Source organism: Pseudoalteromonas sp. MSK9-3, from assembly GCF_003590335.1.
Lineage (GTDB): Bacteria > Pseudomonadota > Gammaproteobacteria > Enterobacterales > Alteromonadaceae > Pseudoalteromonas.
On sequence record NZ_MIET01000071.1, the window covers coordinates 16,628 to 42,088 of the forward strand.

Consider the following 25,461-nt stretch of genomic DNA (forward strand, 5'->3'; position numbering starts at 1 on the left):
GGAACTGTCAGTCGGTAGGTGAGTTAAGCCATTATTTCGTAATAAGAGTTAAGGCCCATGTTATGTTAGCTTATTATGAAAAGCCATGGTGACTTCCCCGTTTAGGAAAAGACTTCGGCTATTTTAAGGTGTCGTGATCAGCCAGTCCCTTCTTTGGGTAGAACGATGATATTACACGTTTCCTTTATCAGCCTTGCGGTCTAACAGGCTGACAATTACACAAATTGTTACACTATCACGTTTAACTTTGTTTTTTGTAACTTGAGCGATTTTTTACACACTTGCTGTATTTGTTAAGTTAATGTTCGTATCGGATATAATAAAAACAGACTTTGGTGTGAAAATGAAAACTCTCGCAAAAACAGCATTAGCTGTATCCTTAGCATTGGCTTCTGCACATGTATTCGCAGAAAATAGTGAACAAGAAAAATCAATTTTTAGCAGTAAAACGTTTGAAGCGATGAAGCTTCGTAATATTGGTCCTGCTTACATGTCTGGACGTATCGCAGACATTGCAGTTGACCAAAATAACCCGTCAACATGGTATTCTGCAGTAGGCTCTGGCGGGGTATGGAAAACGGTAAACGCGGGGACGACTTGGACGCCTATCTTTGACAAGCAAGCTGTATATTCGACGGGTGATGTAACCATTGACCCAAGCAACTCGAACATAATATGGGTCGGCACGGGTGAAAATAACGGCGGTCGTCACATCAGTTTTGGTGATGGTGTTTATAAGTCACTAGATGGTGGTAAAACATGGAAAAACATGGGCTTAAAAAGCTCTGAACGAATTTCCGATATTATTGTTCACCCAACAGACTCAAAAACCGTGTGGGTGTCGGTACAAGGGCCATTATGGACCAGTGGCGGTGAGCGGGGTTTATATAAAACCACTGATGGCGGTGATACTTGGAAGCAAGTTTTGAAGCCTGAAAATGAGTGGACCGGTGTTACTTCGTTATTAATAGACCCTAGAAACCCAAAGAAACTGTACGCTGCTACATGGTCTCGTCAAAGAACGGTTGCCTCTTATGTTGGTACTGGTCCTGGTGCGGGCATTCATACCTCAGATGACGGTGGTGAAACTTGGCAGGAGCTAAAAACAGGATTACCTACTGGCAACATGGGTAAAATTGGTATGGCGATTTCGCCGACCAACCCCGATGTGCTATACGCAACAATTGAAACTGATAACCGTAAAGGTGGCTTTTATCGCTCGCAGAACCAAGGCGCGAGTTGGAGTAAAGAGTCTGACGAAGTAGGTGGTGGCACCGGCCCTCATTATTATCAAGAAATTTTTGCTGACCCTCATCAATTTGATCGGGTCTACATTGCGAGTAACTACAGTAAAGTGTCTAACGATGGTGGTAAAACGTGGACGCCAATCAGTACAAAACGCAAACATGTAGACGACCATGCTTTTGCTTTTCACCCGACAGATCCGGATTTTGTACTTATAGGCTCTGATGGCGGTATTTACATGTCACATGACCGCATGGCGAACTGGCGTTTCATGGCAAATTTACCACTGACGCAATTTTATAAAGTCGCCCCAGATGATGCCGAACCGTTTTATACGGTTTATGCGGGGGCGCAAGATAACTCCACCCAAGGTGGTCCTTCACGTACAGCTCGCTCCGAAGGGATCAAGAATAAAGACTGGTTTTTAACGCTAGGCGGTGACGGTCATCAACCTGCGGTAGAGCCAGGTAACCCAGATATTATGTATTCACAGTGGCAACAAGGGAACTTAACACGCCATGATCTAAAAACCCGTGAAGGCGTGTATATAAAACCGCAACCGCGTCCGGGCGAGCCTGTCGAGCGCTTTAACTGGGATGCACCAATTAATGTATCAAGTCACGATGCCAAGCGACTATATTTTGCATCACAACGGGTTTGGCGTTCAGACGATCGAGGTGACAGTTGGAACCCAATTTCAGGTGATTTGACTAAAAATGGTAATCGCATGCACATGCCGATGATGGGCAGAACGTGGTCAGTAGAAGCGGGTTGGGATATTTATGCAATGTCTGAATATCATACCATTGCAAATTTCACAGAAAGCCCAGTGAACGAAGATATTTTATGGGCAGGCACGGATGATGGCCTTATTCAAGTCACAACCAACGGTGGTAAAGACTGGAAAAAGATTGATTTAAGCAATGTTGATGGTGTGCCAGCAACCGCGTATGTTAATGATATTCGCGCTGACTTATTTGATGATAAAACAGTTTATGTTGCACTGGATAACCATAAATATGGAGATTTCAAACCTTACCTTATAAAGTCAACTGACTTAGGGAAAAGTTGGCAATCATTGGCAGACACATTACCTGAGAAGCATTTAGTGTGGCGTATCGTGCAAGATCATGTGAAAAAAGATCTTATGTTTATTGGTACTGAATTTGGTATTTTCTTCACCGTAGATGGCGGTAAGAAATGGACTGAATTAGATGGTGGGATCCCAACAATTGCCACCCGAGATGTAAAAATACAGCGCCGTGAAAACGACTTGGTTGCGGGAACTTTTGGTCGAGGCATTTATATTCTTGATGACTATGCACCACTACGAAAACTAACCGAACAGTCGATGGAGCAAGAGGCACTATTGATTGCGCCAAGCCGACCAGTTAAGTGGTTTCAATTAGATGGTAATCATGCCAATACTGACGGCGATGATCGCTTTTCAGCGAAAAACCCAGAACATGGTGCAACGCTAACCTATTTCTTAAAAGACAGTTTGTTGACGACAAAAGAAGCGCGTCAAGAAGCCGAAAAAGAGATGGTGAACGAGAAAAATTACCCTAAATACCCTGATTGGAAAGATATCGAGAAAGAAAACCAAGAAGCCACGCCAGTGGTCTACCTTGAAATTCGAGATGCCTCGGGTGAGTTTGTAAATCGTGTATCAGGAAAAGCGAAAAAAGGCTTACATCGCGTTACATGGGATATGACTTATGCGTCAGGTAAAGCGGTTACTGGTGCAGAGTCATCGGGTTGGAACCCATTTAATGCTGGCTTAATGGCCATTCCAGGTAAATATACTGCGACCTTGCACAAACGCGTGAATGGTGTCGTGTCTCAGCTTGCCAGCGCGGTTGAATTTGAGTTAAAGCCAATTACCGACAGTGCATTCTCTACTGCGACTAATAAAGAGGTACTGGCATTTGGCAAACAAGTCTCCGAAGCTCAGAAGCGAATTACAGCGGTAAATGCAGTATTGGGTGAGTTGAAAAAAACGATGAAAACCCTGCGTACAGCAATAGATCGTACACCGGGTAACATTGAATCATTAGAAACGCGCTATGCAGATATTCAGAGCGAAGCTAATGAGATCCACTTTGACCTAAATGGCTTAAACTCTCGTAATCGTATGGGCACAAAACCGGCAAATATTTCGAGCCGATTGGGTTATGCGATGACGGCGGCTTGGTCATCTTATGGGCCAACGCAACAGCATAAAGAGCAGTTTTCTTATGCAACTAAACGTTTAGACAGTGTCAGTAAACGTGTGAAAGAGTTACAAGAAAGTAGCGTGCCTAACTTGCAAAAATCAGTGATTGACGCTGGTGGTCCTTGGACAACAGGCGCACCACTGATCACTCGCTAACGCGATTGATAAACAGCATTGCATGTTGTGATGCTGTTTATCTTGTATTCAAGGCTAAAGTTTAGCGTTAAGTTTAATGGGAAGCCATCAGTGAGAGTACAGCCTCGCACTGATAGCTGCCTCTATGTTTTATCGCAATATTTTAGTGCACCTCCTTTTGTAATAACCAATGACTAAAGCAGTATCTCAACATGAAAACGATGTATTCCATTTTATTATGCACGCTTTCTTGGCTTAGTAATGCCAATGAGCGTGACTTTGAAATCATGGAGATTTTAGTACCAAAACAGCCTTTGGCAATCGCAGGGGCTGGCCAAGCAGTGTCAGATCTTGACGATCAACTTAATTATTCTTTAGACAGAACGATTGCAGATCAACTCGCCACATTGGTGGGGGTCAATCTATCAGGGCAAGGTGGACAGTTTCAAAGTTATTCTATTCGTGGATTCAGCCGAGGGAGAATAAGAACTGAGATTGATGGTATTCCTATTATTACAGATAGGCGAGCTGGAAATTCAGCTTCATTTATTGCCCCAGAATTGTTTAGTTTAGGTCATGTGATCAAAGGACCAAGTTCAACCCTTTATGGTTCACAAGCGTTAGGGGGCGTAGTCAGTTTAAGCACCGAAGCGCCAGATAAAACGCAACTGACGTTATCAGGTAAAACAGCGGGTGAAGGCATGAGTTTTGCGGTGAACCATCAACTACATGACTTTACCTCAGCGTTTGCCTATCAACATGCCAATAATGATAAAGCCGTGGATGGCACTGCATTAAATTCGCACTTTGAGCGAGCTTCTGGGTTGCTCAGATATAAAAACGTGCATAATGGCGTCACTACAACGGTTTCTTGGCTCCCAAGCTATGGAAAAAATATTGGTAAAAGCAATCGAAAGTTCCCAACAAAACAAGTGAGTAGTTACCCAAAAGAACGTCACTCCTTGGCGCAACTGCAAATGAATGCAGGGGAGCGGTGGTCTGCTAAGCTATTTCATCATTATCAAAATTGGGATAGCAAAACGCTGAGGCGGGAACGCTATGATGGACTTACGCAGTATCAGGGCCATACCCTGGGTGGGCAATGGTTGCAGCAAGTAATGATAGACGACTTTAAAACGCACTGGGGGATTGATTGGCTCTCGCGAAAAGGAGTAAAGATCACCAGCGATTATCGCCTATTCAATGCAGACTTAACTGCTCAGAGTGAACGAATGAATAACGAGATGGCTGGCAAAGAAGACAACCTCGGTTTATATGGTAAATCGGCTTGGCAATGGCGAGATACCACGTTTGATTTGGGTGTTAGATATGACTGGATAAAACAACACAATCAATTGGCACACAGTACCGTTGATAGTAAGTTAAATGCTTCTTTTGCTATATTACAGCCTGTGTCAGAGCAGTTATCGATAGGATTAGATATTGCCACTGGCTTTCGCTATCCAACACTGACGGAGCGCTTTTTCCGTGGTAAAACACCGCGCGGTCTCATTGCGGGCAAGCAGGAATTAAAACCAGAGAGTAGCATAGGAAGCCAACTGGCAGTGACATGGTTCCCGCATGAGCAGGTTCGGGTATATGGTGCTGTTTATGATTATCAATTAGACAATTATATAGAACGTTATGAGCCAAGTGACGAACAACTCAGCTATAAAAATCTCGACAAAGCAGCGCTTTATGGTTTTGAAACAGAGTTACAGTGGTATCAAAGTAGTATGATAGAGCACACCTTAAGTTATCAGCAGCAATCTGGGAATGACAATTCGGGACAAAGATTGGCGGGGCTACACCCGAGAAAGTTAGCTTGGAGCATGTTGTTCACCTTGCAAGATTGGACCGTCGTCAATGCTATTCGTTATTATTTACCGGCTAAGAAAGTAGGCCACTCTGAATTGGCGCGAGACCGTTTTACGGTATGGGACATTTCCTTTGAACATCAACTTAATAACACACAATCGGTTAGCTTGAGTGCGCACAATATTACCAATAAAGCGTATTATGCCAGTTTGGATGATGATGCCCCATTTCAACCAAAACGACATGTTAAATTATCAACCCGTTGGCAGTTTTGAAGGACAATATGAGTTTTAAAAAAACCAATAGAACCATTCATAAATGGGCAAGCATTGCCATTTCATTACCCTTACTCGTGGTGTTAATTACCGGTATTTTACTGCTGGTAAAAAAAGAATTTAGTATTATTCAGCCTCCAACGGCAAAAGGCACAAGCACCGAACCAAGTATCCCTTTTGAGCAGGTGTTGATGATCGCGCAGTCGGTAGAAGAAGCGCAAATATCAAGTTGGGACGACATCAATAGATTAGATGTGAGACCGAGTAAAGGGATCACTAAAATTCGCAGTAATAACAGCATCGAAATTCAAATAGACAGCAGTACTGGGAAAGTGTTGCATGTTGCTGAACGTAACTCAGAACTGATTGAGTCGATACATGATGGCACTTTTTTTGAAAAAAATGCCAATCTGTGGCTTATGTTACCTATTTCATTTATTGTACTGGTGATCTCGGTGACAGGGATTATTTTGTTTATTCAGCCGTATATTAAACACAAAAAGCATAGAAGAAGATAAGATGCGCGTAGCGATCAACTGCTATGATGCATCAAGCATTAACACACTGCTATGTTTTGAAGCTAAGTTTTGAAGTTTGACTTGCAGAAAGAGTGGCGTTACAAACATTTAGCAATCACAGAGTGTTAGGCTATAAACTCATCCCGTGTGTGAGGGACAGACTTATAACCTAACGACTGTATTTATCGTGAATGCAGACCACTGTAACGTGGTTTAGCTGCCAAATTGAAAACGAAATCCGGCATTAACGGTAAAACCATCATTTCTTGACCATATGTCAGTCGTCCATCTGCCGCTTGGAGACTGTGTTGGTAGTAAGAGCGAGTCTTCTTTGGTTTGTCGTACGTTCAGTAAATTTTCGGCGTTAATAAACCAGCTGACTTTGCCCACGGTGATTTGCCCCAATAAGCCTAAATGCCAATAGGCGTCGCTTTTATTACGATAAGGATTATCTGTGAGATGTTGTGTGCCGGTATAATATGCTTCAAACCCAACTAAATGACTGCCATGTTCTTCCCACATAATTACTGCACCCGCCGAGTGTTTTGGGGTGAGTGAAAGCGGGGTACGTGCCAGCGTGTCATTATCGTCTTTAGTGGCGTCAGTATATAAATAACTCCCGGTCAATTTGATGTCTCGCCAGCGATACCTTAGCAGCAATTCTGCACCTCGGATCTCTGTTTGACCAGTGGCATTGATAATTTGAACCTGTTGTAATGCGTTTTCTGGCGTATTGTCTATGAGCTGCAGCTCTGTGACACCTTTAACATCTGAGGCGAATAATGTGACGCTGGCTTCAATACTATCAACGACATAGCTCATATCAACCGACGCTGTCGTCGCGCGTTCTTCCTCTAAGTTCTCTAGCGGCGCAAGGCGTGATAGCCCTACATCTTCTATGTCTTCAATAAACGGTGTTGGCGCAAAAAAGCCTTTACCGTATGAGCCTCTTATCGTCCAACTTTCAGGATTGTATAGTACAGATAGTCTGGGGCTGACTTGGGTGCCAAATTCACTGTGCCAATCGGCACGCGCGCTTAATGACAGTGAAGTGGTTTCGCTGGCTTCATAATCTACCTGCGAAAATAAACCAGGTACATCATAGGTGTAATTAAACACAGGGTAATCAACAGAGTCGAATTTATCAGCTTGATAGGCAATACCTAATACCCACGCAGTTACCTCATTAAATCCTGAAATACTGGACTCGATTAAGTAACTTTCGTGCGTATCATCTTCTTGTATTTGACCGAATTGATGATCATGTGCTTGGTGCATGGCAGAGCCTCGCACATTGAGATTGAGAGTGTCATCCAAGGGTTTATCAAATATAAAACCACTGTCTAATCGCAACGAGTCTTGCGTTTGTGCAAACGGGTTGCCATCGGGTAGTAGGGCGTCATTTAATGTTCCACCACGACGTTGTTCGGTCATTGCACCAAAGGTGAGGTATAAATTAGCACCACTGTCATCAGACCAATATAAGCGCGGGCGTACGCTTGCTCGCTCATAGCCTGCCAGATCTATCCAACCATCATCGTCTAAATCTTGTTCTTTTTGGTGGTGTACCCCAGTGGTAACTGACGTACTCAGGGTATCAGTTACTGGTGAGGCAAAGTATGCGGTGATATCTTGACCATTTTTTGAGGTTGCATTAAAGAGTGTTTCGCCTTCAAATTCTTCAGACGGTGTGCGCGAGATAAGATTGATTACGCCGCCAAGGGCCGACCCACCGTATAAAGAAGACGCGGAGCCTTTAATAATTTCTACATTTGCTAAATCAGTAGGCGGAATTTGTAGTAGGCCAATTGAGGCTGTTTGACCACCATAGAGTGGGAGTCCGTCACTTAAAAGCTGAGTATACCTGCCGTATAAACTTTGCAATCTAATATTCGCGCTACCTAATGCCGGTGAGGTATTTTGCACTCTCACGCCACCAGTTTCAGCGACAAGCATTGAAATATTCCCTGGGCGCATTAAGGCTTTTTCTTGTATTTCTTCTCCATTGATAATTTCGGTACGTGTCGCAGATTCGGTCACTATGCGACCCAATCGGGATGCTGTAACCTGAATTTTTTCTATTTTTTTATCATCATGAGCGCCGTGATGATGGTCATCATGGTGCTCGCCAGCCTGAGAAAGTGATGGAAATAGCAATATAGCCGTGGCCAGCTTAGTTAATTTAGTTCGCATTATTTACCTCAAAGAATGCTAAAAATGGTGCGCGTTGCGCAGAGTTCGTTTTTATTTTTTAATAAATCAGAAAACAGACGGAGCTGTGTTCTTTATGAGGTAAAAATTGGGGGGCGAAAAGGGAGTGATAAAATGGAGATTGGCTGCTTATTCATAGACGAATAAATTGGCTCATTGACATACATAAAGCCAATTACTTGTGGTTCATTGAGTATGTACAGTGCTGATGTGCAAGCATTTGCAGGACAAATACAGTCTATTTCACAGCAGTCAGTGTCACAGCAGTTTGTTAATTGACAGTCACTGTCAGCGCTTTCTGTGTGCTGTGGTTGTTCAACATGTTCGGTCACTGTGTGGAGGTTTGCAGAGGCTTCAATAGAAAATGCGGTGTGATAAGCCATAGCTTGCCCAATAAAGGCAACCATCATCATGATAGCGATGCAGGTTTTTGAAAGTGGCTTAAACATATCAATCTCATTACTGTATACGAGCGTTCGCAAATAGGAACTGCAAGACAATACAAAACAATAAATACAAAGCAGTAGTGTAATGATTTTTTCAGTTAATGTGAATATCACCACGGTTTTTATTCAGTGACTGAACTACGGTAGGTGAACACGTAAGCTCAGTCACATAGTTTACAAATAGCCTTTCTTTATTCGCGAGGGCTGGATTGACTATTTTGTTGTTTTATCAGGTGTTTCAATTCTTGGATTTCGCTGTGCAAGTCTTCAATCGTTGGAACATTCTTAGCACTTTCTTTTTCTTGACGTAACTTTGAACGTTCATCTTCCATGACATTGACCACAATACCAATCACCATGTTTAGAAATGCAAATGCGGTAAAAAAGATGAATGATAAATAGAAAACCCATGACATGGGGTACACTTCCATCGTTTCATATTGAATATCGGTCCAATCTTCAAATGTCATGATCCTAAATAAGGTCAGCATAGAAATGGCAATATCTCCCCACAAAACAGGGTTTATATCAGCGAATATAAAGCTGCCGATTGCGGCATAAATATAAAAAATGATAAACATCAGAAGAATAACATAGCCTAATTGCGGCATTGCTTTAATTAACGAGTTGATAAGGACGCGCAATTCAGGGACGACCGATACCATTCTAAGTACGCGGAAAACCCTAATAAGCCTTGCGAGCAAAGCCATTTCACTATCGTTGATTGGGATCAAGCTAATCGCAACAACCAAGGTATCAAAAATATTCCAACCTTTTTTGAAAAAGCTCTTTTTATCATCGTCGGCAATAAAGCGTACTGAGATCTCAAAAAGGAAAAATAACGTGATAAACATATCTAGGACATATGTCACAGATATGGCGCTATTTGGCAAAGCAAAAGTTTTTGCGCCAATTTCCAGAGCGGAAATAATGATCACCGCAACAACTGTGAGCTCAAATATTTTGTTGTTTTTTAAATTGTTCAGATTAAGTTTGATAGTTTCGTACATAGGCGATGGATCTGTTCAGTTATTTGATTAAAGACGCTGTGATTATATCCTAGTTAAGTTTCAACTCTAGGTATGATTGCAGCGAAAAATGTTACAGAGGATGTTTTTTAATGATTTGGCGCAGAAGTATTGGGAATGAGGGCTCTTCTAAGTCCAAATACTTGAAGAGCCCAACTATGTTTCGTCGTGTATATTTGAATCTAAAAATCAGCTAAGCGTAAAAACGCACCATATGCACGTGTGTACGCGGTTGGATTGTTTTGCTTTAGTGTATTTAGATCAGTTAAAGATTGTGGGGTTGCTGTCCCGTTATAAGCTTCTACGCTGCCAAAGATGACTTGGCTTTCAAAGGGGGTTGCTGCAAAATCAAGCCCTTTCAAATCGGCAATGCAGCTTGTATCGGGCTGTGACCATAAGTTATTGATAAAGCTTTGCATAATATCTACACCACAGGTATTTGCATTGTCTTTTTTGCTATAAGAGACAAAAATAACGCCATGTTCTGTTTCAGGCAATTCAACATAGCGCTGGTTGTTGTTGGTAAACGCGCTTTGAACAATAGGAACATAATAATGCGGCGTTTGTGGGTCTAAGTCGCCATTGAGTAATAGAGTTGGCATGTAGTGTCTTGTTGGCTGGTAGATATACGGATCTGTGTAGCGATTTCCCCACACTTGTTTATCTATATGTCTTTGGTACAGCAGATACCCCGGAATACATGAAATAGCATCTTTACAATATGCCAGCTTGGATTGAAGATCGATTTCGTTGTAATTAATCTCATTTTGGACAATAAGTTTTGACACTATGGGAGATGAATTAAACGGGTCTTTAGCGGCGAGTTCAATAAATTGTTTACCTACGCCTTTGAACATAAAATTATGTAAGTTGTTGAGTGCGATTACATCGTTATTATTACATCGGGCTAACCGGTGGTACATGGGCATTAATATTTGCTCAACTGAGCGGCTTAATGCAAGTAAGGATATTGCCTGTAACTCGAAACGTTTTAAGTCAGTCGCAGGGCAATGTTCTCCAGTGAAAACACGATTGACTAAGGTTTTGAGTTCTTCTACTGAGCTTAAGCTTAATTCAGTGCGACAAAATTCGTCACTTTGACAATAGGCAAACATATCGGCGAAGATGTCATTGAAGTTCTTGTCCCATGAATCTAGGCCAAATTTTTCACTAGGCACGACCGAATCTAAAATGATCCCTTGTGCGCCTGTGGGGGCGACTTGACTAAATCTCTGCGCCCAGAGGGTGCCATATGACGCGCCATACACATAAGTGGGTTGCCAATCGAGCGTTTTACTTTTTGTGATTGCGTACTCAAGATCTTTGGCGGCTGAGGTTGTGGTGAACTTATACAAACTTTCGCCCCATTGCTGGTGGAGGTCGTCAAAGCAGACTTGCATATATTCTGCATAATTAGCAGAAGGTGGGTTACTACATGCCAAATGCGTTGACCAGCCTACGCCGCGATGCTCAAGGACGTATAAGTCATAATCTTTAGTAAAATGATTGAGGTGCGTCTCATATTCATCAACATAGAAACTGCCAGATGCACCGGGACCACCTTGTAAGAACCAAATTTGACCTTGACTGTTACCTGATTTTGCAGGGTACTTAGAGACCAAAACATCTATTTTTTTGTCGTTCGGTGCATCCCAATCAAGTGGCACTTCAGCCAAGCTACATTGGTTTCTGTTATCGAAACTTTGAAACTGCGTTGGGCACTCACCCCATTCAAAGTCGACATATGGACTATAACTCACGTTTTTTATGGGCGTTGCCAAGGTGTTGAATGCGCTTAGCATACCGACACAGGCGAGTGGGGTTATAAATTGTTTCACGGTGATCCTTCCTATTCATGTTGTAAACAAAACCATTATAAATAACGGTTTTATTACTAAAAAATAACATTGGGAGCAGCGGTTTTGTATGATTTCAATTTTTCTGTTGTGTGAAACGAGTGATGGAAAGCAATTTAACGCTCAGTGATCGATCACCAAGCGCGGTTTATTATGTCTTGTGCTTAGGGTTTCGTTGTGTGCTGCCTAATCTTATAGAGTCCAAATAAAGAGAGCGCAAAGTAAATTGTATACAGCGAAAGCTTTTCAACCCAGGTTGCTTTTTCATAAGCGCCATACACTCTTAGGTAATCGTTAAATATAAAGAGTCCAATGCCGGTAAAAGACATTGTCATCTTAAAAAACTTGCCACCCTGAGTTTTAATGGTTTTGAAACAGAGTATTAATGTAAATAGTGAGAAATAGAACGCCAGTAACGACATCGCACCGGGCACGACACTTGGAAGTACTAATAATAATGATAGAGAAGCCAAACACCATCCGAGGTATTTCATAATATATTTCCTTGTTGTATTGCTGTGCAGCTATGAGAATAACTTTTTCCTTACGATTTTTCTATATTCGCTGGGGGTTTGCTGTAACCGAGTTTTGAAGATCCGAGTTAATAATCCCTGTGCATTAAAGCCAACAGAAACCGCAATGTCTTGTAATGATAAATTACTGTTTGCAAGTAACTCCTTTGCGCTTTCTAGGCGAAGGACTTGTAAATAGTCAGCAGCAGTTTGGCCTGTCGCGGCTTTAAAGCGGCGATTAAAGGTTCGATAGCTCATATCAAATTGTTGAGCAACTTCTGCGAGTATGATCTCATTGGCAAAATTGTGCTTCATCCAAAACTGTATCGCCGCAATTTGTTCATCAGGGTGTTTGTCGACAGCACCCTCTAAATAACGCTGCTCTTCATAGGGTTTACGAATTTCATGAGAAAAGTTTTGCTGTACATGATTGGCAGCTTCCAAACCGTATAGTTGCGAAATGAGATGAACAATCACGTCTGCTAGTGCGTTTAGACTGGCAACGGTATAAATTCTTTCTGATTGTGTAATAAAGAAATCAGGTTTTAGGTCGACGTCAGGATAATCCCTCTCAAACTGTTTAGCATAGTGCCAGTGAGTTGTCGCTGGGTGGCTATTTAGCAGACCGGATTCAGCTACAAAGCACACACCAGTTCCAACGCCTATGATTGTGCCACCTTGCAGCCATGTTAGCGTAAGTTGCTTAGCTATATTGCTATTCTTCCTTACGACGGGTCGAGGGTTACGCCAAATACTCGGGACTATCACATAGTCTTGCTGAGCGAGCAAAGTTAAATCACCATTGGGGCTGAGCTGCATCCCTAAATCATTTCCAATTGGTTTGTCGCGCTGGGCAAGCCAATTGAGTTTTAAAGGAATGAATTTTTCTCCTAAATATCTTTTGGCGTAGGCTTCACCAGCTCTGAGCATTTCAGCTGGAAGCGTGACACTGGTGAACAACATGTGCTCATATAAGGTAAATGCGATATTTATTTCTTGTTTCATCTGGACTGACCACCACTATTTGGCGAGTATTACACTTTATATGGCTAATATTATAAAATTTGTGTCTCACTTCCAACTAGAATCAAGTCATTAGCAGTTATATAGATAAGAACATCATGACAGCATTACCAATTATCGTCGGTATGGGCGGTATTAACGCCTCTGGCCGTACCTCATTTCACCAAGGCTTTAGACGCATTGTTTTAGATAAGCTAGGGCAAAAAGCCCGTCAAGAGACGTTTTTAGGTCTTGCTACATTGATGAACTTAGCAAAATATGATGGCAAAGACCTTGTTACCAACGATGGTGAAATAATCTCAGCGTCAGATATTGAAGATAAGCTTGGTGATCAAATCAAAGCGGGTACCTTGATCCGCAAAATAGAAAAGAACCACTTTGATGTTGATGCGACGCATTGGCAGCAAAAGCTGGCGATTAAAGCTAACAGTGATGAAGGCTTGCGTTTTACTTGTCGTTTAAGAGATTTACCAAACCCAGTGCCATCGTCTTGGCAGGTTACTGAAATCGATAAAAAGACGGTCAATGTCATTGTGCCTGATCAACTCGATGTGAAACACGACAGTTACCGTGATAACCCAATTAAAGCCGCAGGTCAGTTTCCAACTGGCTTTGAGCCATCAACAATGTATAACAGCCGTTATCAACCTAGGGGTTTACAAGCCACTATATTCGCTGCAACAGATGCCATTCGTTCAACAGGGCTTGACTGGGAAACAGTGATGAACAGCGTTGAGCCGGATAAAATTGGTACATATTCGGGTTCAATTGCCGGACAAATGAATGATGAAGGATTTGGGGGCTTAGTACGCAGCCGAATGAAAGGCGAGCGCGTTAGTACCAAGCAACTGGCATTGGGTTTAAACACCATGTCAACCGACTTTATCAATGCTTACGTTACAGGCAGTGTAGGCACTACTTTTACAGCATCTGGCGCATGTGCCACGTTTTTGTATAACTTACGTGCTGCGGTAAACGATATTCAAGCTGGCCGTACCCGTATTGCGGTAGTGGCAAGCGTAGAATGTGCTTTAACACCAGAAGTGATTGAAGGATTTGGTACCATGGGTGCGTTGGCTAATGAAGAGGGCTTACGCAAACTGGATAATACCGACAATGTTGACCATCGTAAAACCAGTCGTCCATTTGGTGAAAACTGTGGTTTTACAATTGGGGAAGGTGCGCAAGTTGTAATTCTAATGGATGATGCTTTGGCAATCGAGCTCGGCGCTGAGATAATGGGCTCTGTTGTTGATGTATTTGTTAATGCCGATGGTGTTAAAAAGTCAATTACAGCGCCAGGTCCTGGTAACTATATTACCATGGCTAAATCGGTCGCCTTGGCTGAGCAAATAGCGGGAACAGAGGCACTAAAAGAGCGAAGCTTTATTTTAGCCCATGGCTCAAGCACACCTCAGAACCGAGTAACAGAATCTTTGATTTACCACAAAGTCGCTGAAGCGTTTGCTATTAATGGCTGGAAAGTAGCTGCACCTAAAGCATTCGTAGGTCACACGATTGCACCAGCAAGTGGCGATCAGTTAGCAATGGCATTAGGTGTATTCAGTCACAATATTATGCCTGGGATCACAACGATAGACAAAGTAGCCGATGACGTACACGCTGAGCACTTGGATATACGCAATGCACATTATGAGTGTCAGCCCATGGATATTGCCTTTGTGAACTCAAAGGGGTTCGGTGGAAACAATGCGACCGCGACAGTGTTTTCTCCGTCGTTGACAAAACAACTGCTAAATAAACGTTATGATGATAAAGCATGGAACTGCTATGCCGATAGGTTAGTGCAAACGACGGCTATGCAACGTCACTATCAAAACGCGGCTGATTTAGGTCAGTACGAGCTTATTTATAAGTTTGGTAATGGCATGTTAGATGAAGCGGGTTTAAAAATAGAGACAGATAAATTGACGTTACCAGGCTTTAACAAAGCCGTTAAGCTCAATGTAAATAATCAATATGGTGATTTAAAGTAACCTTTAAAAAGCTATGTTAAGCAAAGCAGGGCGCTCATTTAGAGCGCCTTTTTGTTGATTGGAATAAAACGATAAATTAACGAACCGTGTGTAAAAAGTGCATGTGTTTATGGTATTGGTCAACAATATCATTGATCACGGCTTCTTTTGACCAGCCCATTACATCGTAGTCTTGGCCACCTTCACGTAAATGGACTTCAGCCCGATAATATTTTTCTTCACTATCGTCATCATCTTCGTCTACGTAGCTTGGCTTATCTGATGATCTGCGGCGGACTTCATATTTAAAGTCTAATTCTTCACCTAGGAGCACCAGTAGGCTGATCCGACCGAGCTTTTCATCTTGATCAACTTGCGTTTCAATATTGTGTTGATTGAGCTCACTGGCAACCGAATTGATAGCGGCTAACGCAGCATTGTTGATGAACTTATTGACGTTTGGTTTATTTGGGAAGTCTACTATGTTACCTAATCGCTCTTGCCAACTACTCGCAGTATTACCATTTGCTGGAGCGACAGGCGCAACGTTCATTTGCAAGCTTTCCCGTTTTGCTGCATCAACTCGGAGTGCTTTTATTAAGCCCCAAGTTGCGATCAGTAAGATCACAGCGAAAGGCAGCGCACTGGCTATTGTCATGGTCTGCAAAGCTCCTAATCCGCCAGCTACCAGCAACACAGCAGCAACTACGCCTTCGCCGCCAGCCCAATAAATACGCTGCCAAAGAGGGGTGTTGTTATTACCGTTAGAACACAACATATCGACAACCATTGAGCCTGAGTCTGATGATGTTACGAAGAAGATGATAACCATTAAAGTGGCGACAAAAGACAATATGCCGGACAAGGGGAATTGCTCAAGAAAAACAAAAATAGAGACCGCAACATCTTTTGATACGGCTTCCCCAAGACTCGCAATACCTTGATTCATAATTAAATCAATGGCGGAGTTACCAAAGAAGGTCATCCACATTAAAGTGAAACCTGTGGGGATAAATAATACGCCCATAGCGAACTCTCGAATGGTGCGGCCGCGCGACACTCGCGCAATAAAGAGGCCAACAAAGGGCGCCCATGACATCCACCAACCCCAATATAGAATTGTCCAGCCACCTAACCATTCAGTCTTTTCATAGGCAAACAGGTTAAAGGTATTACGTACTATGTCTGCGGTGTACGCGCCTACATTTTGCACAAATGCTTGAAGTAAATAGATGGTTGGGCCTAATATTAAAACAAATAGCAGCATAAGCACTGCCAAGCCCATATTAAGCTCAGATAAACGACGGATCCCTTTATCAAGGCCTGTGGTGACTGATAATATTGCTAATCCCGTCACTAAAGCAATGAGCACGACTTGAGTGGTTAATCCAACAGGGACGTCAAATAAATAATTTAAACCTGAGTTAACTTGCAATACGCCGTAACCCAGCGAGGTTGCCACACCAAAGACGGTGCCTATCACAGCAAAAATATCAACCGCATGACCAATTGGGCCGTAGATTTTATCGCCGATCAATGGGTAGAGTGCAGAACGCAGCGTGAGAGGTAATCCGTGTCGATAACTGAAAAAAGCCAAAATTAAAGCAACAATGGCGTAAATCGCCCAAGCATGTAATCCCCAGTGGAAAAAGGTAATTTTCATGGCTTCACGGGCTGCTTCAACGCTCCCTGACTCGGCAACTGGCGGTGAAAGAAAGTGCATGACTGGTTCGGCTACCCCAAAAAACATTAAGCCAATTCCCATACCTGCTGAGAAGAGCATAGCGAACCATGTCGTGTGGCTGTAATCTGGCGTTGAATGGTCTGGACCAAGTTTGATGTTACCAAACCGAGAGAGTCCCAAGTATGCAACTGTAATGAGTATAATGGCGACTGTTAAGACATAAAACCAGCTTGCGGTATGTACAATACTGGCTTGTAGAGATTGAAATAAAGTATCTGCGGTTTTGGGCATAAATGCGGTAAAAATGACCAGTAAAATGATCAAACCTGACGCACAGTAGAAAACCGGTGGATTCAACTTTGCTTTGACGTCATGCTCAGACATAGTGTTCCCCGTGTGTATTACTGACAGGCTCAGCAGTGTGTTGTGAGAGCCTAATAAGGATAAATCTTTAAGATAAAACAACTTAAGATAATAGCACAGATACCAATAAAAAATATCAATGTAAATATGAGTGAGTAATTAGAAATTCAAAGTAAAAAGAGTACAGGTACAAACTGTACTCTTTTTATGACTGCTTTATTGTAATGTTAGGCAAAATATTTAGCATGAAACGCTAAATGTTGATCTATAAAACTGGCGATAAAGAAATAGCTATGGTCATACCCTTCGTGCTGCTCGAATTGCAGTGGGTAATTGTGCGCCTTTGCTGCTTTTTGCAAGTGCCATGGTTGTAATTGCTCATCGAGAAAGTTGTCGGCACTACCTTGGCTCACCAGCACCGGCCGTGCAGTCGTGTATTGCTTATTCTGCATCAGCAATACCGCATCGTGATCTTCCCATTGAGACTTGTCATTACCTAAATAACCAGTAAAGGCTTTAATACCCCAAGGGCAACGTGTAGGGTGCACAATTGGGCTGAAAGCGGAGATACTGGTATAGCGAACGCTGTTTTTAAGGCCTAAAGTAAGCGCCCCATGGCCGCCCATAGAGTGCCCGCTGATGGCTCTTTGCGTAGTAACAGGAAAGTGGCTTTCGATGATTTCTGGCAATTCTTTAACGATGTAATCATACATTTGGTAATGTTTATCGAAAGGGGGCTGCGTTGCATTCAGGTAAAAACCTGCTCCTAAGCCAAAGTCATAACTTTTTTCATTGTCGTCAGGGATTAACTCACCTCTAGGGCTGGTGTCTGGGGCGACAATGGCAATTCCTAGGGCATTAGCCGCTTTAAAGGCCCCTGCTTTTTGCATAAAGTTTTCATCGGTGCAGGTGAGGCCTGATAACCAATAAAGCACGGGGACTTTTTTTCCTGAACTTGCAATGTCAGGTAAAAATATTGCAAAGGTCATTTCACAGTCGGTTGTTTGGCTCGCATGGCGATAACGCTTATGCCAGCCGCCAACGACTTTATTGTTGGCGACAAGTTCCATAATTAGTCCTTATTAAAAATGCACAACTGAGCGTATGCTTTTACCAGCATGCATCAGATCAAAGGCATCATTGATGCCATTTAAGTCCATTGTGTGGGTAATAAAGTCGTTGAGCTTAAATTCACCAGCCATGTAACGCTCAACGATGTCAGGCAATTCAGAACGGCCTTTAACCCCTCCAAATGCACTACCACGCCAAACGCGTCCTGTCACAAGTTGAAATGGACGTGTTGAAATTTCTTGTCCGGCGCCAGCCACACCAATGACTACCGACTCGCCCCAGCCTTTGTGACAACACTCAAGTGCAGAGCGCATAACATCGACGTTACCAATGCATTCGAATGAGAAATCAACGCCTCCATCGGTCATGTCTACAATGACTTCCTGAATTGGCTTATCATAGTTCTTAGGGTTGATCAGATCAGTGGCACCGAGTTTGGTCGCAAGCTCGAATTTATCTTCGTTGATATCAATACCAATAATACGTTTAGCACCTGCCATCGTTGCCCCTATGATGGCTGAAAGCCCAATACCACCGAGGCCGAAAATAGCAACCGTATCGCCAGCTTGTACTTTGGCTGTGTTCATTACAGCGCCCATACCGGTTGTGACGCCACAGCCTAGCAAGCAAATTTCTTCAAGTGGTGCGTCAGGGTTTACTTTGGCTAACGATATTTCAGGCAGTACGGTAAACTCTGAAAACGTTGATGTGCCCATATAATGATAAATTGGCTCACCGTCTTTATAAAAACGGGTAGTGCCATCCGGCATTAGGCCTTTACCTTGGGTTTCGCGAATTTTTTGGCACAAGTTAGTTTTACCTGATGTACAGAACTTACACTCGCCACATTCCGGTGTGTATAAAGGAATTACATGATCGCCAATTGCAACACTTGTTACGCCTTCACCGATAGCTTCGACAATACCTGCACCTTCGTGACCTAAAATAGCCGGAAATACGCCTTCGGGATCATCACCCGACAAGGTAAACGCATCGGTATGGCACACCCCTGAAGCGATGATTTTCACTAACACTTCGCCTGCTTTTGGCATCATAACATCGACTTCTTCAATGCTCAGTGGTTGACCGGGTCCCCAAGCGATTGCGGCTTTAGATTTTATAAACTCTGACATAACTACTTCTCATCTATTTTGATTTTATAAACAGTATAATTACTTTATTATTTTTGATAATCTTTAATTATAAAAAATACTTTTACAGATTTGTAATAATGGATAGATGGGTTGGCATTGATGAATTTGTGGCCGTAGCGAGCAGTGGATCTTTCACGCAAGCCGCTAAATTACTCGATACATCAGTTGCACAAGTGAGTCGTAGAGTAAAAGAGTTAGAACAACGGTTAGATCATCAACTCTTAACGCGTACCACACGCAAATTGGCGTTAACACAAGAGGGGGAGGTGTTTTTAACACATGCGCGCCATTTGCAGCATGCATACGATGACGCAGCACTTGCGTTACGCCAGCGAGATCAGCAACCGACCGGTACTCTCAAGTTGACCGCACCAGTCATGTATGGAGAGCGCTATATTATGCCTGTCGTTCATGACTTTATGGCGAAATACCCCAAAGTAAAAGTTGAAATGCATCTCTCAAATGAGCAACTCGACTTGGTGGCAATGGGGTTTGATATTGCGATTCGGTTAGGCCACCTAAAGGATTCAAGTTTAAAAGCGCGCAGGTTATCGTGGCGCAATACTTTGGTGTGTGCCTCTGCGACTTATTTAAGCCATTACGGGCAGCCACACAGTTTGAGTGAACTATCGGAACATACTTGTTTGGTCGGCAACAGCAGTTATTGGCGCTTTTTTGATAAAAATAAAGAGCGTAATATCAAAGTAACAGGTCCTTTGAGCTGTAACAGTGGCTGGGCGTTGTTAGATGCTGCTCGCAAAGGGTTAGGGTTAGCTCAACTCCCACACTATTACGTTGAAAAAGCGATTTGTGCAGGAGAGCTCATTGAGGTGTTATCTAGTTTCAAGCCAAAAAGTGAAGGGATCTGGGCAGTCTATCCGCCCAGACAATATATGCCGACTAGCCTACGTTTGCTGCTTGACCACTTGGCTGAACATTTTGATCAGCGAGATTCATCGCAGCTAACGCCTGATTAAGTGCATCTTCACGGCTGTCACAAAATGCATCTGCGCCGAGCTTTTCACGGATATTGAAGCGATGTAACCTGTCACAAGTTTCTTTATTAGGTGAAAAGATATAAACCTTACAATTGGCGTCTAGCGCATCCTTTATGGCGTTTTCTAGCGCCAAACTCACGGTTACATCAAGCATTGCCACGTCGCTTAAATCTAACACCATTGCTTGATATTTATTGATGTCTCTATGTTGACGTGCGATAGCTTTTGAAACACTGAATATCATTGGGCCAGATAGGTAAAAATACAGTAACTGACCTTTAGCTTGTTCAAATAAGTGACGCTCAGTGTCACTCATTGGTACATCGCCATCAGTATCACTGATGGCTTTAACTTGCTCTGCTTGAACTTGGCTTAGGCGCTCGATAACAATAATGTTAGAGATAAATACACCGAGTCCTACAGCGACAATTAAATCAACAAATACGGTTAAGAGCATCACCCCGTACATGATAGCCATCTGCATTAAGCTGAGCTTGTGGGCGCGTTGGATAAAACTCCAATCGAGGATATTAAATCCGACATATACAGCGATACCGGCTAAAACAGCCATGGGGATCGGTTCAGTTAGGCTACCAGCAACAAACACGACAGCCATTAAAATCAGCGCCCGAAAAATACCGGCTAGCGGAGAACGTGCGCCTACTTGTACGTTAACTACGGTGCCCATGGTGGCACCTGCACCAGGTAGTGCGCCAAACAGTCCAGATATCATGTTTGCAATACCTTGGCCACGTAGCTCTTTATCTGAGTCATGTTCTGTACGCGTTAAGCTGTCTCCAATGACGGCAGTTAACAAGGTATCAATACAGCCCAGCGTGCCTAAAACAAGCGCATCAATGACCATTTCTGTAAAAAGTTCACTGGTAAATGTGGGCCACACGACAGAAGGCAGACCACTGGGGATTTCGCCAATACGTCGAATACTGTCAGTATCAAATATGATGATAGAAAGTAACGTGATTGCAACTAATGCGACTAATTGGGCTGGCACATATTGACGATATTTTTTTGGTAGATAAAACAAAATACCTAACGTTAAAATACCGAGGAGTAATTCTGAAAAATGGATGTTGAGCAGCAGCTCAGGAAGTGCTTCGAGCGTGCCAATGACACCACCTAAAGGGGCCTTGTGACCGAGCAAGGGCGCTAATTGCAATATGATAAGAATAACGCCAATACCTGACATAAACCCCGATATGACACTGTAGGGCATGAGAGTGACATACTTACCTAATTTAAGGGTACCAAGCAGTATTTGAAATGCCCCAGCCATCATCACTACGGTAAAACCCATCGCTAACCCAGTTTCGGGGTAATTGGCCATCATGGTGGTCAAAACGGCCGTCATGATAACAGTCATCGGACCTGTAGGCTCAGATATCAGAGATGTAGAGCCGCCAAATAGGGCAGCAAAGAGGCCGACTAGGATCGCGCCCCACATACCAGCTTCAGCGCCAGCGCCAGAAGCGACACCGAATGCTAATGCCAGTGGCAGAGAAATTATCGCAGTGGTCACACCACCGAATAAATCTCCTTTTAAATTCATGTGCTTAAATCGAGATAAAGACAACATTGGACTTCCATACCGCGAGATTTCACGCATTTTACACTAATTTGTTCCTTTAACTATCAGAACTTCAATATTTTTTTACAATTTGCCGCGTACCCAAGCGATATAGCTTTGTGGTAGTATCCCTAACTATTAGTCTTGGAAGTAGTTATAATTAGCCATGTTTCAACCAGTTAGCCTCTTTGTCGGGTTACGATATGCCAAAGCAGCAAAGGGAAATGCTTTTATTTCTTTTATCTCATTTTTTTCTATCGCAGGTATTGCGCTAGGCTTAATGTCGTTGATCACGGTGAGCTCTGTGATGAATGGGTTTGAGCAGTCTTTAAAAAGTGCGATGCTTGACTTAATTCCCCATGTGCAATTAAAAACACACAATGCCGCTAAAGCCGATACAGAAAAATTACTCGAGCAGTTAAACAGTCACCCATTAGTTGAACGCGTACAACCCTACATCACTTCTGATGTGATATTACAGACCAATCAAGAATTAATGGGAGTGCGTTTACAAGGGCTCTTTTCTGGATACGATAATGCGGTCAGCAAACACGTAGAATTAGGTAATCTTAAAACGATTGATAAGCAAAAATACCAATTGGTGATCAGCCGTTACCTAGCCAATAAACTCGGCGTTGGGGTCGGTGATAAGCTCCGTGTTATGTTACCAGAAGTAACCAGTTATACTCCATTAGGGCGGGTGCCAATGCAGCGCCTTTTTACGGTTGCAGCGTTATATAATTCAAAAAGTGAAGCAGATATGCACTTAGCTTTTGCTGACGGTAAGAGCTTGATGCGCTTAATGAGACGCAATGATACACATTCATTCGATATTAGTATCACGCTAAAAGATGCTTTTGCGTTACAACCCTTTTATACAGCAACCGCCAGCAGTTACGCAGAATATGAAAAAGATGACTGGCAAACGCAACAAGGCGCGTTGTTTGCCGCTGTTGCTATGGAAAAGCGTGTTATGTCGATGCTATTAGGATTAATCGTCATTGTCGCTGTGTTTAATATTTTGTCGGCTTTATCAATGATGGTTAGAGAAAAACAAGGAGAAGTCGCCATTTTACAAACCTTAGGGTTTACACCAACTATGATTGCGCGGGTATTTATGGTGCAAGGTTTATACAATGGGTTGGTTGGAACTATTATTGGCACGGCCTTAGGTTTAGTCGTAGCGAGTAACATTAACATCATACTTGACTCGTTAGGCTTATCCTTATTGGGCGGGGCAAAACTTCCCGTATTATTTTCACCAATTGGTTTAGTCTCAATGGCCATCGCGAGTATTGCGATGAGTTTTGTTGCGACATTATACCCTGCAAAAAAAGCAGCTAACGTTTTACCCGCTGAGGTTTTAAGATATGAGTAATTTAGTAATTGAATGCAAACAGTTGGGCAAATCGTACCAAGATGGGAAAAACCAAGTTGAGGTTTTAAAAGGCGTTAATTTATCCGTTACCCAAGGTGAAATGCTGGCCATTGTAGGCAGCTCTGGATCTGGTAAAAGTACCCTGTTACATATTTTAGGCACTCTCGATAAAGCATCGAGTGGTAGCGTGAAAATCAAAGGCGAAGAAGTAGCTGCCTTGTCTCGTAACAACCAAGCCGAGTTTAGAAATCAATATTTAGGGTTTATTTATCAGTTTCATCATTTATTGATGGAGTTTACCGCATTAGAAAATGTTGCGATGCCGCTTCTTATCAAGGGAGTTAACAAGCAGAAAGCAAAGGTTACCGCAACCGATATGCTCGATAAAGTAGGGCTTGCACACAGGGCTGACCATAAACCTTCAGAATTATCTGGTGGGGAGCGCCAGCGCGTTGCGATTGCACGGGCATTGGTAACTAAACCCGCTTTAGTTTTAGCTGATGAGCCTACAGGTAATTTAGATAAACATAATGCCATGAAGATATATGAGCTTTTATCGCAATTAAACAAAGAATTACAAACCAGCTTCGTGGTGGTGACACATGATTTGGACCTCGCAGCCAAGTTAGGTCGCAGTGTGCAACTCGATGATGGGGTATTGTCAGAGGCTACGGTTAAACCCGGAGCTGAACATGCTTAGTCTTTATTTAAGTAAACGGTTTCGTCAATCTAAGCAAAAAACTGGCTTTGTGAGTTTATTAAGTAAAGCATCAACCTTAGGTGTGATGTTAGGCGTTGCAGTACTTATCATTGCATTATCGGTGATTAATGGCTTTGAACAGCAGTTGGAAGAGCGATTGCTGTCGGTTGTGCCACAAGTGAGTTATCAAGCGCCGTATGATCCTATTGATGATTGGCAAGCTAAAGTGGCACTGCTTAATCAACATCCTCGGATTGTTGCAGCTGCCCCAGAAATTAATTTAACAGCAATGGTGCAGTTCAAAGGGCAACTCAAAGCTGCACAACTCAAAGGTGTACAGCCAAGTATCCACACTGAGGTTTCTTCAGTATCACGTTATATTCAAGGTGGTAACTTAGACGAATTAGTGCCTGGCAGTTTGATTTTAGGTAATCGTATCGCTGAGCGTTTAAATGTGAATGTTGGTGATAAAGTAACCCTTCTTGTAGCAAATAAACATGCTGAACAGCCTCTGGCTGCACCAAAGCGTATGAGTACCACCTTAATTGGTGTGGTTAAAATGGGGGGCCCCATTGATGAGTCTATCGCATTGGTTAATTTGGCTGATTTACAAAGTGCGCTGGGGTTGAAGCCAAGTCAAACGACGGGGCTCAGAGCTAAAGTGCAAGACGTGTTCGACGCCCATCAAATAGCAATGACAGCGGGGAGCCGTTTGCCTGATTTGGTCTATGTAAATAGTTGGTTCAGGACCCAAGGAAGTTTATATCAGGATATCCAGATGGTACGTACCATTGTGTTTTTAGTGGTGTTTTTGATAATTGCGGTTGCCAGTTTTAATATTGTTTCCTCGATGGTAATGGAAGTAAAAGAAAAACAAGCCAATATAGCGATACTTAAAACCATGGGAGCTAAAGATCGCACAATATTTGCAACTTTTGCGATGCAAGGTGTTGGTTACGCACTCATTGGCGCTCTATTTGGTACAGTCATTGGGGTGCTACTTGCGATCAATCTACCAGATTTATTTAATGCTATATTTAGTCAGTCGGGTAGTAACCCATTGGCAGGTGTATATTTTGTTGAGTTTTTACCCTCGAAGTTGGTTTGGTCTGATATTCTTATCACGCTCAGTGTGACGTTTATTTTAGCTGTGCTAGCGAGTGTTTACCCCGCTTGGCAAGCGACCAAGACGGAGCCTGCATCTGTATTAGGCAACAGTTAACCCCAGTTTTTGGATAACTTTTCAGCAGTTTATTATTTGATAGGCTGC

17 protein-coding genes are annotated in these 25,461 nt (G+C 42.8%); 8 read left to right on the forward strand and 9 right to left on the reverse strand.

Features of this window, described 5'->3' with window-relative positions; all coding sequences use genetic code 11:
• Nucleotides 1-343 precede the first annotated feature (343 nt).
• The 3 genes from BGP78_RS21780 to BGP78_RS21790 all read left to right on the forward strand — a co-directional run bounded on the left by BGP78_RS21780 (nucleotide 344) and on the right by BGP78_RS21790 (nucleotide 6,206).
• The gene (locus BGP78_RS21780; RefSeq protein ID WP_119863373.1) at nucleotides 344-3,616 is read left to right on the forward strand and encodes a VPS10 domain-containing protein; all 3,273 of its coding nucleotides are present in this window, start codon (nucleotides 344-346) and stop codon (nucleotides 3,614-3,616) included.
• Nucleotides 3,617-3,807: 191 nt separating this feature from the next.
• On the forward strand, nucleotides 3,808-5,688 hold the full coding sequence (locus BGP78_RS21785) for a TonB-dependent receptor (RefSeq protein ID WP_119863374.1): 1,881 nt from the start codon (nucleotides 3,808-3,810) through the stop codon (nucleotides 5,686-5,688).
• Nucleotides 5,689-5,696: 8 nt separating this feature from the next.
• The gene (locus BGP78_RS21790) at nucleotides 5,697-6,206 is read left to right on the forward strand and encodes a PepSY-associated TM helix domain-containing protein (RefSeq protein ID WP_119863375.1); all 510 of its coding nucleotides are present in this window, start codon (nucleotides 5,697-5,699) and stop codon (nucleotides 6,204-6,206) included.
• A 213-nt stretch (nucleotides 6,207-6,419) separates the two neighbouring features.
• Here BGP78_RS21790 and BGP78_RS21795 read toward each other — a convergent pair whose 3' ends face one another.
• From BGP78_RS21795 to BGP78_RS21820, 5 genes are all read right to left on the reverse strand, one after another.
• Nucleotides 6,420-8,399, reverse strand: a complete 1,980-nt coding sequence (locus tag BGP78_RS21795) for a TonB-dependent siderophore receptor (RefSeq protein ID WP_119863376.1) — start codon at nucleotides 8,397-8,399, stop codon at nucleotides 6,420-6,422.
• Between the two features lie 92 nt (nucleotides 8,400-8,491).
• Nucleotides 8,492-8,866 carry a hypothetical protein gene (locus tag BGP78_RS21800; RefSeq protein ID WP_119863377.1) on the reverse strand — a complete coding sequence of 125 codons (375 nt, stop codon included), beginning with the start codon at nucleotides 8,864-8,866 and terminating at the stop codon, nucleotides 8,492-8,494.
• A 188-nt stretch (nucleotides 8,867-9,054) separates the two neighbouring features.
• The gene (locus BGP78_RS21805; protein ID WP_119863378.1) at nucleotides 9,055-9,873 is read right to left on the reverse strand and encodes an ion transporter; all 819 of its coding nucleotides are present in this window, start codon (nucleotides 9,871-9,873) and stop codon (nucleotides 9,055-9,057) included.
• A gap of 200 nt (nucleotides 9,874-10,073) precedes the next feature.
• Nucleotides 10,074-11,729, reverse strand: coding sequence for an alpha/beta fold hydrolase (locus BGP78_RS21810; RefSeq protein ID WP_119863379.1), 1,656 nt, complete (start codon nucleotides 11,727-11,729; stop codon nucleotides 10,074-10,076).
• 542 nt (nucleotides 11,730-12,271) lie between these two features.
• Nucleotides 12,272-13,264, reverse strand: a complete 993-nt coding sequence (locus BGP78_RS21820) for a GlxA family transcriptional regulator (protein ID WP_119863381.1) — start codon at nucleotides 13,262-13,264, stop codon at nucleotides 12,272-12,274.
• Nucleotides 13,265-13,380: 116 nt separating this feature from the next.
• Between BGP78_RS21820 and BGP78_RS21825 the strand changes: the two genes are divergently transcribed.
• On the forward strand, nucleotides 13,381-15,279 hold the full coding sequence (locus BGP78_RS21825; protein ID WP_119863382.1) for a beta-ketoacyl synthase: 1,899 nt from the start codon (nucleotides 13,381-13,383) through the stop codon (nucleotides 15,277-15,279).
• A gap of 76 nt (nucleotides 15,280-15,355) precedes the next feature.
• Here BGP78_RS21825 and BGP78_RS21830 read toward each other — a convergent pair whose 3' ends face one another.
• The 3 genes from BGP78_RS21830 to BGP78_RS21840 form a co-directional block, all read right to left on the reverse strand.
• Nucleotides 15,356-17,326 carry a choline BCCT transporter BetT gene (locus BGP78_RS21830; protein WP_119863383.1) on the reverse strand — a complete coding sequence of 657 codons (1,971 nt, stop codon included), beginning with the start codon at nucleotides 17,324-17,326 and terminating at the stop codon, nucleotides 15,356-15,358.
• 206 nt (nucleotides 17,327-17,532) lie between these two features.
• Complete coding sequence (gene fghA, locus BGP78_RS21835; RefSeq protein WP_310732140.1) at nucleotides 17,533-18,378, reverse strand: S-formylglutathione hydrolase; 846 nt, start codon at nucleotides 18,376-18,378, stop codon at nucleotides 17,533-17,535.
• A 9-nt stretch (nucleotides 18,379-18,387) separates the two neighbouring features.
• Nucleotides 18,388-19,509, reverse strand: a complete 1,122-nt coding sequence (locus tag BGP78_RS21840; protein ID WP_119863385.1) for an S-(hydroxymethyl)glutathione dehydrogenase/class III alcohol dehydrogenase — start codon at nucleotides 19,507-19,509, stop codon at nucleotides 18,388-18,390.
• A 98-nt stretch (nucleotides 19,510-19,607) separates the two neighbouring features.
• On the opposite strand from BGP78_RS21840, the gene BGP78_RS21845 reads away from it, so the two are divergent.
• Entirely contained in the window at nucleotides 19,608-20,507 is a 900-nt protein-coding gene (locus BGP78_RS21845; RefSeq protein WP_119863386.1) for a LysR family transcriptional regulator, read from the forward strand.
• On the opposite strand, the gene BGP78_RS21850 is transcribed toward BGP78_RS21845, so the two are convergent.
• Complete coding sequence (locus BGP78_RS21850; protein WP_119863387.1) at nucleotides 20,431-22,122, reverse strand: SulP family inorganic anion transporter; 1,692 nt, start codon at nucleotides 22,120-22,122, stop codon at nucleotides 20,431-20,433. The genes BGP78_RS21845 and BGP78_RS21850 overlap by 77 nt on opposite strands.
• Before the next feature lie 157 nt (nucleotides 22,123-22,279).
• Here BGP78_RS21850 and BGP78_RS21855 point away from each other — a divergent pair, with 157 nt between their 5' ends.
• Genes BGP78_RS21855 through BGP78_RS21865 form a run of 3 tightly spaced genes read left to right on the forward strand, consistent with a single transcriptional unit; the run spans nucleotide 22,280 to nucleotide 25,413 of the window.
• Nucleotides 22,280-23,491, forward strand: coding sequence for a lipoprotein-releasing ABC transporter permease subunit (locus BGP78_RS21855; RefSeq protein WP_119863388.1), 1,212 nt, complete (start codon nucleotides 22,280-22,282; stop codon nucleotides 23,489-23,491).
• Nucleotides 23,484-24,191 (forward strand): lipoprotein-releasing ABC transporter ATP-binding protein LolD, encoded by a 708-nt coding sequence (gene lolD, locus BGP78_RS21860; protein ID WP_119863389.1) that lies wholly within the window; start codon nucleotides 23,484-23,486, stop codon nucleotides 24,189-24,191. Before BGP78_RS21855 ends, lolD begins: the two co-directional genes overlap by 8 nt.
• Nucleotides 24,184-25,413, forward strand: a complete 1,230-nt coding sequence (locus BGP78_RS21865; protein ID WP_119863390.1) for a lipoprotein-releasing ABC transporter permease subunit — start codon at nucleotides 24,184-24,186, stop codon at nucleotides 25,411-25,413. The genes lolD and BGP78_RS21865 overlap by 8 nt, the downstream gene beginning before the upstream one ends.
• The last annotated feature ends 48 nt before the right edge of the window (nucleotides 25,414-25,461 follow it).

Coding starts and splice junctions, on each gene's coding strand:
- BGP78_RS21780 (WP_119863373.1), top strand. CDS start 344: ATGAAAACTCTCGCAAAAACAGCATTAGCTGTATCCTTAGCATTGGCT.
- BGP78_RS21785 (WP_119863374.1), top strand. CDS start 3,808: ATGAAAACGATGTATTCCATTTTATTATGCACGCTTTCTTGGCTTAGT.
- BGP78_RS21790 (WP_119863375.1), top strand. CDS start 5,697: ATGAGTTTTAAAAAAACCAATAGAACCATTCATAAATGGGCAAGCATT.
- BGP78_RS21795 (WP_119863376.1), bottom strand. CDS start 8,399: ATGCGAACTAAATTAACTAAGCTGGCCACGGCTATATTGCTATTTCCA.
- BGP78_RS21800 (WP_119863377.1), bottom strand. CDS start 8,866: ATGTTTAAGCCACTTTCAAAAACCTGCATCGCTATCATGATGATGGTT.
- BGP78_RS21805 (WP_119863378.1), bottom strand. CDS start 9,873: ATGTACGAAACTATCAAACTTAATCTGAACAATTTAAAAAACAACAAA.
- BGP78_RS21820 (WP_119863381.1), bottom strand. CDS start 13,264: ATGAAACAAGAAATAAATATCGCATTTACCTTATATGAGCACATGTTG.
- BGP78_RS21825 (WP_119863382.1), top strand. CDS start 13,381: ATGACAGCATTACCAATTATCGTCGGTATGGGCGGTATTAACGCCTCT.
- BGP78_RS21830 (WP_119863383.1), bottom strand. CDS start 17,326: ATGTCTGAGCATGACGTCAAAGCAAAGTTGAATCCACCGGTTTTCTAC.
- BGP78_RS21840 (WP_119863385.1), bottom strand. CDS start 19,509: ATGTCAGAGTTTATAAAATCTAAAGCCGCAATCGCTTGGGGACCCGGT.
- BGP78_RS21845 (WP_119863386.1), top strand. CDS start 19,608: ATGGATAGATGGGTTGGCATTGATGAATTTGTGGCCGTAGCGAGCAGT.
- BGP78_RS21850 (WP_119863387.1), bottom strand. CDS start 22,122: ATGTTGTCTTTATCTCGATTTAAGCACATGAATTTAAAAGGAGATTTA.
- BGP78_RS21855 (WP_119863388.1), top strand. CDS start 22,280: ATGTTTCAACCAGTTAGCCTCTTTGTCGGGTTACGATATGCCAAAGCA.
- lolD (WP_119863389.1), top strand. CDS start 23,484: ATGAGTAATTTAGTAATTGAATGCAAACAGTTGGGCAAATCGTACCAA.
- BGP78_RS21865 (WP_119863390.1), top strand. CDS start 24,184: ATGCTTAGTCTTTATTTAAGTAAACGGTTTCGTCAATCTAAGCAAAAA.